This is a genomic window from Corynebacterium sp. (assembly GCF_030826625.1).
Taxonomy (GTDB): domain Bacteria; phylum Actinomycetota; class Actinomycetes; order Mycobacteriales; family Mycobacteriaceae; genus Corynebacterium.
The window spans coordinates 1-9,247 of the sequence record NZ_JAPJNQ010000084.1; the positions used below are offsets into that span (position 1 = coordinate 1).

At 56.8% G+C, this 9,247-nt stretch carries 10 protein-coding genes; 8 read left to right on the forward strand and 2 right to left on the reverse strand.

The annotated features are described in order from the left end of the window. Window positions 1-295 (forward strand): cytochrome c biogenesis protein CcsA (gene ccsA, locus RCH87_RS09155; protein WP_306516393.1); only part of this gene is annotated, 295 nt, incomplete at its 5' end. Between the two features lie 99 nt (window positions 296-394). Then, window positions 395-703 carry a transposase gene (locus RCH87_RS10430; RefSeq protein WP_373690970.1) on the forward strand — a complete coding sequence of 103 codons (309 nt, stop codon included), beginning with the start codon at window positions 395-397 and terminating at the stop codon, window positions 701-703. Between the two features lie 672 nt (window positions 704-1,375). Here the strand turns inward: RCH87_RS10430 and RCH87_RS09165 are convergent. After that, a complete protein-coding gene (locus RCH87_RS09165; protein WP_306516394.1) occupies window positions 1,376-2,500 on the reverse strand; it encodes an aminotransferase class I/II-fold pyridoxal phosphate-dependent enzyme in 1,125 nt (374 codons plus the stop codon). A 49-nt stretch (window positions 2,501-2,549) separates the two neighbouring features. Further along, window positions 2,550-3,122, reverse strand: coding sequence for a thermonuclease family protein (locus RCH87_RS09170; protein ID WP_306516395.1), 573 nt, complete (start codon window positions 3,120-3,122; stop codon window positions 2,550-2,552). A gap of 232 nt (window positions 3,123-3,354) precedes the next feature. Between RCH87_RS09170 and RCH87_RS09175 the strand changes: the two genes are divergently transcribed. The 6 genes from RCH87_RS09175 to recN are packed head-to-tail and all read left to right on the forward strand — an operon-like array spanning window position 3,355 to window position 9,046. Beyond that, window positions 3,355-4,176 (forward strand): hypothetical protein, encoded by an 822-nt coding sequence (locus RCH87_RS09175; protein ID WP_306516396.1) that lies wholly within the window; start codon window positions 3,355-3,357, stop codon window positions 4,174-4,176. Further along, window positions 4,176-5,222: an HAD-IIA family hydrolase gene (locus RCH87_RS09180; protein WP_306516397.1), complete on the forward strand. Its 1,047-nt coding sequence runs from the start codon at window positions 4,176-4,178 to the stop codon at window positions 5,220-5,222. Before RCH87_RS09175 ends, RCH87_RS09180 begins: the two co-directional genes overlap by 1 nt. Before the next feature lie 3 nt (window positions 5,223-5,225). Continuing rightward, on the forward strand, window positions 5,226-5,393 hold the full coding sequence (locus tag RCH87_RS09185; RefSeq protein ID WP_306516398.1) for a hypothetical protein: 168 nt from the start codon (window positions 5,226-5,228) through the stop codon (window positions 5,391-5,393). A gap of 54 nt (window positions 5,394-5,447) precedes the next feature. Next, on the forward strand, window positions 5,448-6,305 hold the full coding sequence (locus RCH87_RS09190; RefSeq protein WP_306516399.1) for a TlyA family RNA methyltransferase: 858 nt from the start codon (window positions 5,448-5,450) through the stop codon (window positions 6,303-6,305). Beyond that, entirely contained in the window at window positions 6,302-7,309 is a 1,008-nt protein-coding gene (locus RCH87_RS09195; RefSeq protein ID WP_373690971.1) for an NAD kinase, read from the forward strand. Before RCH87_RS09190 ends, RCH87_RS09195 begins: the two co-directional genes overlap by 4 nt. A 9-nt stretch (window positions 7,310-7,318) precedes the next feature. Further along, the gene (recN, locus tag RCH87_RS09200) at window positions 7,319-9,046 is read left to right on the forward strand and encodes a DNA repair protein RecN (RefSeq protein WP_306516400.1); all 1,728 of its coding nucleotides are present in this window, start codon (window positions 7,319-7,321) and stop codon (window positions 9,044-9,046) included. Window positions 9,047-9,247: the final 201 nt, after the last annotated feature.

A 9,247-nucleotide genomic window follows, 5' to 3' on the forward strand; every position in this document is an offset into this window, starting at 1 on the left:
CCTCGCTTACCGCACATGTATATGGGCCCTTCCGATTTTCGGTCTGGGGATTATCTTTGGCGCTATCTGGGCTGAGGCTGCTTGGGGACGATTCTGGAATTGGGATCCAAAGGAAACAATGTCTCTAGTTACATGGGTACTTTATGCTGCCTATCTTCACGCCCGGGCTACGCGATCTGTCGGTAAGGTTCTTCCTGCGTGGGTGAATGTCCTAGCCTTTGCAACAATGATTTTTAATTTGTTTTTTATCAACCAAGTGGTGTCGGGTTTGCATTCTTATGCGGGACTTAACTAAGTCAGACAGTCTTCACTCAGCTATATGAAGTGAGGTTCCCCTCGAGTAGTGGACACCCAATTTGTGCGGATCTCGTGTCCGTAAGAGAGGATGTTCATTGTGAGTTCGTCAAGGAAGAAATACACCCCGGAGTACCGGCAGGAGGCCGCCAGACTGGTCATCGAGACCGGGCGCCCAATCGCTGATGTGGCTAAGGAAATTAACGTATCAGCCACAATTTTGGGCAGGTGGGTCAATCTCGAGCGGGAACGCCAAGGCTCAGTAGATGGCCACAGTGATGCCGATATACGAGCCGAAAACGCTCGCCTGCGTCGTGAGTTAGCTGAGGTCAAGATGGATAATGAGTTCTTGTCAAAAGCCACATCCTTCTTCGCTTTGAGGCAACGCGATCGGAAAAATTTGAGCTAATACAGTCAGAGCAAGGCGAACTACAGCATAAAAAGAATGAGCAGGTTATTAGAGGTTTCCCGTTCTGGCTACTACAAATGGGCGCAGGCTCAAGCAGTACGGCTTCGTGGTGAAAATCAGCATCAGAGATTCCTCGACCAGTGCGTCAGGCAAATTCATGACATCTCACCCAGGGCGTTTGTTCTCGTAACGACGATTCAATCCAAGCGGAAATCCACGCTTGCAGACCTGGTGAAACGACTGTTTGATCAAGGCCAGCTTAATCGAGTGTGGATGTCGGATATTACCTATCTAGACACGAATGAGGGCTGGCTGTACCTATGTGTTGTCCGCGATGGACACTCCCCGCCGAGTCCTCGGCTGGTTCATGGGTAGTGTGCAGGATTCTTACCTGGTTGAACGTGCACTGCGCATGGCTTAGATCCTGCGTGGTGACGTACCCGATGGCTTGGTCTGCCACGCCGATCGTGGTCCCCAGTTCACCAGCGAACAGCTGTGGCAGGTCTGTCAAGAACTAGGGATTGCACAACCGGCGCCGTCGCCACTCGTTCATCGGGATGGTAAGCCCCGTCGATTTCGAATCCCAGCTCGCTGATCAAAATGGTAATAAGAAGGCCGCTGTTTAACCCCTAAGCAGCTTAACAACGTGTCCACGATTTGCGGGCAACCCCGCTAACCCAGCAGACGTTTTACTGCCTCCCGGATGACCTCCGGCCGTTTACAAAACGCAAAACGAACCTTGTACTTCCAAGGCTCAGGTTCATCTGTAAAAGCAGATAACGGGATTGCCGCGACGCCTTTCGTCTCTGGCAACTGTTGACAGAATTCCACCCCATCCATGCCAGAGGCCTTGACATCTGCAACTAGGTAATAGGTTCCACGACAGTCGTGTACACCGTATCCCGCATCGCGTAGCCCACCTACAAGAATTTCACGACAAGCATCAAGTTCGCGCACCATGTCGCTAAGCCATTCAGCTTCATTGGTTAATGCATGTGCCACGGCAGGTTGAAATGGAGTCGTGGACACGAAAGTCATGAACTGTTTCGCCTTTAGTACTCCGTCCAACAAATGTGGCGGCGCGATGGCCCAGCCAGTTTTCCAACCAGTACAGCTATATGATTTCGCTGCAGAAGATACAACCACTGTGCGTTTGTCCATTCCCGGAAACGACGAGATTGATACATGCTCGTGGCCACCGAATACTAGATGCTCGTAAACCTCATCGGCCAAGACAAGCAGATCTTTTTCGATACACAACGCTGCCAGCGCTTCCAGTGCCGCACTACTAAACACAGCGCCAGTGGGATTATGCGGGGAATTGATGATGATCATCGCGGTGTTGTCAGTTATTGCGTCACGTACGGCCTCTACATCGACATCCCAAGACTCGCCCGATGCTCTGAGTGGAACCGCGATGCGGTTCGCGTCGGCAAGCGCAATGGCGGCCGCATAGGCATCGTAATACGGCTCGAGCACAATGACGTCTTGCCCAGGTTCGACCAAGCCCAACACAGTTGCGCTGATGGCTTCGGAGGCGCCGACGGTGACCGTGACGTTCTCCTGCGGTACTTTGTAAGACTCGGCGATTGCCTGCACCAAAGTCGGTACGCCGCGGAGTGGAGCATATTGGTTGTTACCCGCAGCGATATTCTCGCTAGCGATCTCCAACATGCGCGGTGGGCCATCGGAATCTGGGAAGCCTTGGCCCAAGTTGATTGCGTTATGTTCTGTGGCCAGTTGCGTCATCGTGGCGAAGATTGTCTCGCCGAATTGCTGCAATCTTTGTACGGTCATTGATCGCTCCCTGAGTTCGGTAATGCGTGTGTGTCAGCGTGCCAGTGTGTCAGTTTCTGGTTTTGTAGTCGGCGAAACTACAGCCACTATCGGCTGCGAATACACCTTTGCCTTCGTGCTTGGCGGCTGCAACTGCGTCGCTAATTTCGTCGTAATATAAGTCATTAGGCTGCACCAGCACCGGGACTGCAAGGCCCGCCGCGGCAACCTCTTTGTTCACCAAGGTTTCGTCTGCATATACTCCGGCTAACTCGCGTCCATAGTGGTCTGTGCGTTCTTGATCATATTCGAGCCGCACGGTGGAACCTTCCGGAAGTAAATCCTCGACGAATCTTTTTGCTTTTTCGCCATAGCACTCTTTGTTGAGCTCCGGGGTGTCAATATTCAACAGACGCACTCGCGTGGTTTCCGTTGCGCCTGGCTTGGAGACTCTAATGGTGTCACCGTCGACGACATGAGAAACCGTTACCTCTTGGCTACTGTCTGCCTCGTTCTCATCGGGCTGAGCGCTATCGGTGAAAAATGAATAAGTACCGAGCCCCGCTACCGCGAGCGCAATCAGCGAAACTACATTGGTTGATTTCCGTGCCATGATGTCTTTCTCGAACGCGCTTTCAGTCATTTCAGATATTTCAATTATGCAGTGCACCCATCCTATCGTCGCTGTTGCATACACCGTTCAACGAGAGGGAAGCTGAACGGGCTGCAGGTGTTAGCGGTGAGCTATCGTGACTGCTCTGCGTTCGCTAAACTGACTAAGAGATATAGCCACAGCCCATAGCTGGCTCGCGAAATGTGCAGCGTGATGCCCGAAAGCTGTTGGCAAGCAAGAAAAATTAGAAAGAGGATCGTTCATGAACAAACCCGCGCGAGGGCAGCGGCGGACCGGCAATAAACGTACCCACGACCAACATCGGGGTGAGAAGAAATTCGGGCCGAAGCGTTCCGCACAACCGCGCAAAGGACCGCAACGGCCTGGTTTCCGCGAAGAACGCCTCAACAAACGCTCAGCGGATCCCGATTTGCCAGATGACGTTAATCCAAGCGATCTCGACCCATCGGTACTGCAAGACCTGAAGGTGCTATCGAGAGAAAACGCTGATGCCGTCGCCAAGCACATGATCATGTCCGCGACGCTGATGGAAGAAGACCCACAGTTGGCACTCCGGCACGCGCGTTCCGCGAAGGACCGCGCCGGCCGGGTCTCTGTCGTTCGCGAGGTGAACGGCATCGCCGCCTACCATGCCGGGGAGTGGAAAGAAGCGCTCTCCGAGCTGCGGGCTTCCCGACGCATGCACGGCGGGCCAGGGTTGTTGGCCGTCATGGCAGACTGCGAACGCGGTCTGGGCCGACCCGAAAAAGCCATCGAACTATCCCGCGCCCCAGAAGCGAAAGAACTGGACCCCGACCAGGCTATTGAACTAGCTATCGTTGCCGCGGGCGCCCGCTTGGACCAAGGCCAGGCAGACAGTGCCGTGATCACTTTGCAACGCGCGAACCCAGACAAAGCAGACCGCGGGATGGCTGCGGTGCGCCTGAGTTACGCGTACGCCAATGCGTTGCTGGAAGCAGGCCGTCGCGACGAAGCCGTTGAATGGTTCAACCATGCTGCCGGCATCGACGAAGAAGAATGGACGGACGCTGAAGAACGGCTGGCCGAACTAGAGGAGAACTAATGGCGCTGATTGATCAACATGACGGTTTGCTCGTTGACTTAGATGGCACGGTCTGGAATGGCGATACCGCTATTGCAGCAGCCATAGCGACGCTGAACGAGATCTCGCTGCCGGTAGCCTTCGTCACCAACAACGCCTCGAATCCACATTCGGTGGTGGCAGACAAGTTGCGCAGACTGGGCATCAACGACGAGTCGCCGACCGTGTTCAACTCAGCAGACGCCGTACTACAGGTACTGCAGCAGGAAGTAGACCCTGGTGCGAAAGTTCTCGTCGTCGGTACACCGTGGTTGCACGAGTTGATTGCAGAAGCAGGCTATGCGGTGTGCACCTCTGCCAGTGACGATCCTGCGGGCGCGGGGATCGCTGCCGTCGTCCAAGGGCATAACCCGGAGACTGGCTGGTCGCAACTATCCGAAGTTGCATTAGCTCTGCGTGCCGGCGCCCGTTACGTGTTGACCAACGCAGATACCTCCTTGCCGACCGAGCGTGGTTTTTGCTTGGGCAACGGCGCGATGGCTGCTGCGGTGACCGCCTCGACGGACGTGTATCCGCGCGCTGTCGGAAAGCCCGAACCTGAGTTATTCCACCTCGCCGCACAAGCCATTGGAGCGAAGAACCCGCTATGCATCGGTGATCGCCTCAACACCGATATCGCAGGCGCTAATAACGCGGGATTTGCCTCGCTGCATGTGATGACCGGCGTGTCAGGCGCGATCGAACTGCTCGAGGCCCCAGTAGAGCACCGTCCTACCTATATTGGTGCTGATTTTTCTGCTGTCCTACAGCCTGGCGAACAATTGCGTCCGGGCCCGCAAGCAGGCTTTACTGCCCGTGGCGACGGACACGACGTGTTACTCGAACGCGGCGATACTGAACCCGCAAACGGTGCTGGAACTGCTCAAGCCTCCGCGGCCGCGCAATCCGCCAATTCTCTGGCTGCCCTGCGCACCGTACTGGAAGTGGCGTGGGCGATGCCGAAGCCTCCACGCTATATTCACCCGCGTTCTCAGGCAGCTGAACGCGCTGCTGCGGATTGGGAATAATCAATGCCGGTACCGAAACCGCATGATCCGAACGCTCCTGCGATTACCCCACATGAGCTTGCCGACGAGCTCGCGGAAGTCTTTTCCGAGCAACCGGAAGATTTAGCCACACAGGCAGACCAACTGGAACGCGCCCACCAGGTATTACAGCGTGGCTTGCAGGAAAAATAGCAGCCGCAATTATCCAGATCAGCAGTTCAGGATCAGCCCAGACCAGGAGTAACAATGCCTGCTTCACCCAGCCACGAAAGCGAGTGTCCAGCGAGTCGGCCGCGTCGGCTTGATGCGGTGCTCGTTGCGCGCGAGCTCGCACGCTCTAGGGAACACGCGGTCAGCGAGATCAAAGCAGGCAAAGTCACCGTCAATGGAGCAGTAGCCAAAAAGCCTGCGCTGCCCGTAAGTAGCGATGCCGAGATTGTCGTCACTGGCAGTGACGAGCCGGCCTGGGCCTCGCGGGGTGCTTACAAGCTGCTCGGTGCTCTTGAACAATTTGAACCCGCAGGGCTGAGTCTGCAGGGCAAAAAGATTCTGGATGCCGGCGCTTCTACCGGCGGTTTTACCGATGTGTGTTTGCAGCGCGGCGCGACCGAAGTCATCGCGGCTGACGTTGGCCGCGACCAGCTGCTTCCCCGGTTACGTCAGCATCCTCGAGTGAGCGTGCGGGAACAACTTAACCTGCGCTATCTCACTAGCGCTGATACCAACGGTTACTGCGACGCCATGGTGGGCGACTTGTCGTTTATATCCTGGCGGTTGGTGTTGCCCGCGATCGTGGAGGTGCTTGCCGACGGGGCCGATCTTCTACCCATGGTGAAGCCGCAATTTGAGGTCGGCAAACAACGCCTGAGCAAAACTGGGGTGGTGCGCAGCCCGGAATTACGCGCGGAGGTCACCCTCGGTGTGGCCGAATTTGCTGCCGAATTAGGTCTATCTACGGTGGCTGCTGGGGCCTCACCGTTGCCAGGTCCGAATGGAAACGTAGAATATTTCCTATGGCTTACTAAAGACGGTGGCAAGCAGCAACCGTCCGGGCAACAACTCCGCGAACTTATCCGGCGCGCGGTGCAGGAAGGACCACAGTGACGAGGTTGAATACGACGAGCGAGCATGCAACGTCGAGCAGTGCTGACCGCGTCGTCTTGTTGGTCCCACACACCGGCAGCATGGGAAACGTGGCAACCACCGAACGCGTCGTGCGGTTGCTATCCGCGGCTGATATCTCGGTGCGTATCGTCGTCGACAAGCGCACCGCAGGGATTCGCGAGCACGAGTATTTATCGCAGTACCCGCTTGTCGACGCTGAACCCAACGCAGCATTGGGCTGCGAGCTGGTGCTGGTGCTCGGTGGAGATGGCACGTTTTTGCGAGCGGCTGATCTCGCGCACACAGTCGACGTCCCGGTTCTTGGAATCAACATGGGGCACGTCGGCTTTTTGGCGGAATGGGAAGAAGAATCCCTGGAAACCGCAATAGAACGCGTCGTCAAGCGTGATTATCGCATCGAAGACCGGATGACGATTGATACCGTCGTCGTCGATGCCGCTGGAGCTGAAGTCGGTAGGTCGTGGGCTCTGAATGAAGTCAGCATGCACAGCCAGAATCGACGCGGGGTGCTGGATGCGATTCTAGAAGTCGATGGCCGCCCGGTTAGTTCTTTTGGTTGCGATGGGGTACTGATTTCTACACCGACGGGCTCGACGGCATATTCGTTTTCTGCCGGCGGCCCGGTGCTGTGGCCTGAGTTGGATGCGATTTTGGTGGTACCGAATAATGCGCACGCGCTATTTGCAAAGCCTTTGGTGGTTTCGCCAGCCTCGACGGTGGCTGTCGAATCGGCGTCTGAGACTGATGAAGCGATTGCGATCATGGATGGACACCGGCAAATCACCATGCCAGCGGGTTCTCGTGTGGAAGTTGTCCGCGGCGCACACCCAATCCGGTGGGTACGCTTGGATGACAAACCGTTCACTGATCGTTTGGTCAACAAATTCTGGCTCCCGGTAGAAGGCTGGCGTGGCCCGCGCGGGCTGCGGCGCGGCAACTACTCCGCGAGCCAGGATGACAATGCACGAGGGGGAGGCGAGTAGGCCAAGGTTATGCTCGCAGATATCACTATCACAGACCTGGGCGTGATCCATCACGCCACAGCAGAATTATCCACCGGGCTGACTGTGCTGACCGGCGAGACCGGTGCCGGAAAAACCATGGTGGTCACAGGCCTGCGCTTGTTGGCCGGCTCACGCGCCGATGCTTCACGGGTGCGCACCGGGGCGGACAAAGCCGTGGTCGAAGGTAGCTTTCTTGCCGACGAGTTGAGCACTGGTGCACAGCAGGCAGTGGCAGAACTGGTCGAGTCTGGCGGTGGGGCTGCCGACGAAAACGGCGAGTACCTTGTTGCGCGAACAGTCAGTGCGCAGGGGCGGTCGAAAGCACACCTTGGGGGAAGGTCGGTACCGGCGGCCAAACTGGCGGAATTTTCTTCCTATGTTTTGGCTATTCATGGACAGAATGACCAGCTGCGCCTCTTAGCGCCTGAGCAGCAACGTGCCGCATTGGACAGGTATGCGCCGGAAAATGCACGTCTTTTGCAGAACTATCAACAGCATTACCGCGAATGGAAAAAACTGCAGCGCGACCTCAAAGTCCGCACGGAATCGCGTCGCGAGCTGGCTCAAGAGGTTGACCGGCTCCAGTTCGCGATCGACGAAATTGAGCAGATTGCCCCGGAACCGGGAGAAGATGAACAACTCATCCAGCGGATTCGCCGTTTGCAGGATGTAGATTCGCTGCGCGAACAAGCTATGGCGGCGCTGACCGCGATCGATGGGCCGGAAGCTGCCGGCGGCGAAGATGGCTTCACCGAAACAGATCCCGCTTCGACCTTGTTGGGGCAGGCCGAATCTGCAGTGCGTGATTCGGAAGATCCGCAGCTTGCTGCCATCGCGGACAAGCTGGGTGAAATCACCACCCAATTGGGTGAAATCTCTGCCGAACTCGGTGGGTTTTTGGGCGAGTTGCCCGCAGACCCGGACGAGCTGGAAGCATCCTTGCAGCGCCAGCATGAGCTGAAAACGCTGACGCGGAAATACGCGCCGACGATCAGCGAAGTGATTACCTGGAAGGACGAGGCGAGTGTGCGGTTATCCAGCATTGATACCTCTGCGCAGGCATTGGAAGAGCTGCAAAAACAGGTCAAGGTAGCAGAAAAAGACATGCGGGCAGCAGCCAGCGAGCTCACGGCGGCCCGGCGTAGCGCAGCCGGTGAACTGGAAAAAGCCGTTACCGCAGAAATTCAAGGCCTCGCGATGCCGAAGGCACGTTTGGAAGTCGCCGTCCGCGAGATCGCACCGAGCGAATATGGCGCTGACGAGGTCGAGTTGTTGTTGGCTCCCAACGATGCGGCGCGCGCACAACCACTGTCGACGGCGGCCTCGGGTGGTGAATTATCCCGCGTCATGTTGGCGCTCGAAGTCATTATCTCTGCCGGAACCACGGGTGCGACGATGGTGTTCGACGAGGTGGATGCTGGCGTCGGCGGCCGCGCTGCCGTCGAGATTGGCCGCAGGCTCGCGCGCTTGGCGGTGCACAATCAGGTGATCGTCGTCACGCACCTGCCGCAGGTCGCGGCGTATGCGGATACCCACTTGCACGTCGCCAAGGAAGTCACAGATGAGACCGTAACGTCTGGCGTGCTGACCTTGGACCACGAGCAACGCGTTGAAGAACTCGCGCGCATGTTGGCAGGTCTGGATGATACGGCGACAGGGCGCGCACATGCAGCGGAGTTATTGGAGAAAGCAAGCCGCGATAAACAACAGCGGTAGATACCGCCGCTACCAGATTGCCGCGCTGCTGCAAGGCGCGCCTTGGCCACCACCGGCGGCAACGCGTGTTAAATGATTATTCATGGGGTTGTTTAACAAAGATGCCGATCTGCCTGGAATTCAGGCTACCGTGCGTGATTGCACTCCCGGTGGCAAAGGAATGCGCAAATTCAACCGCGGCGATATCGCGGTGATTAATGC

Bases quoted from the DNA above. Each gene is read 5' to 3' on its own strand.
- RCH87_RS09165 (WP_306516394.1), bottom strand. From the start codon at position 2,500: ATGACCGTACAAAGATTGCAGCAATTCGGCGAGACAATCTTCGCCACG.
- RCH87_RS09170 (WP_306516395.1), bottom strand. From the start codon at position 3,122: ATGACTGAAAGCGCGTTCGAGAAAGACATCATGGCACGGAAATCAACC.
- RCH87_RS09175 (WP_306516396.1), top strand. From the start codon at position 3,355: ATGAACAAACCCGCGCGAGGGCAGCGGCGGACCGGCAATAAACGTACC.
- RCH87_RS09180 (WP_306516397.1), top strand. From the start codon at position 4,176: ATGGCGCTGATTGATCAACATGACGGTTTGCTCGTTGACTTAGATGGC.
- RCH87_RS09185 (WP_306516398.1), top strand. From the start codon at position 5,226: ATGCCGGTACCGAAACCGCATGATCCGAACGCTCCTGCGATTACCCCA.
- RCH87_RS09190 (WP_306516399.1), top strand. From the start codon at position 5,448: ATGCCTGCTTCACCCAGCCACGAAAGCGAGTGTCCAGCGAGTCGGCCG.
- recN (WP_306516400.1), top strand. From the start codon at position 7,319: ATGCTCGCAGATATCACTATCACAGACCTGGGCGTGATCCATCACGCC.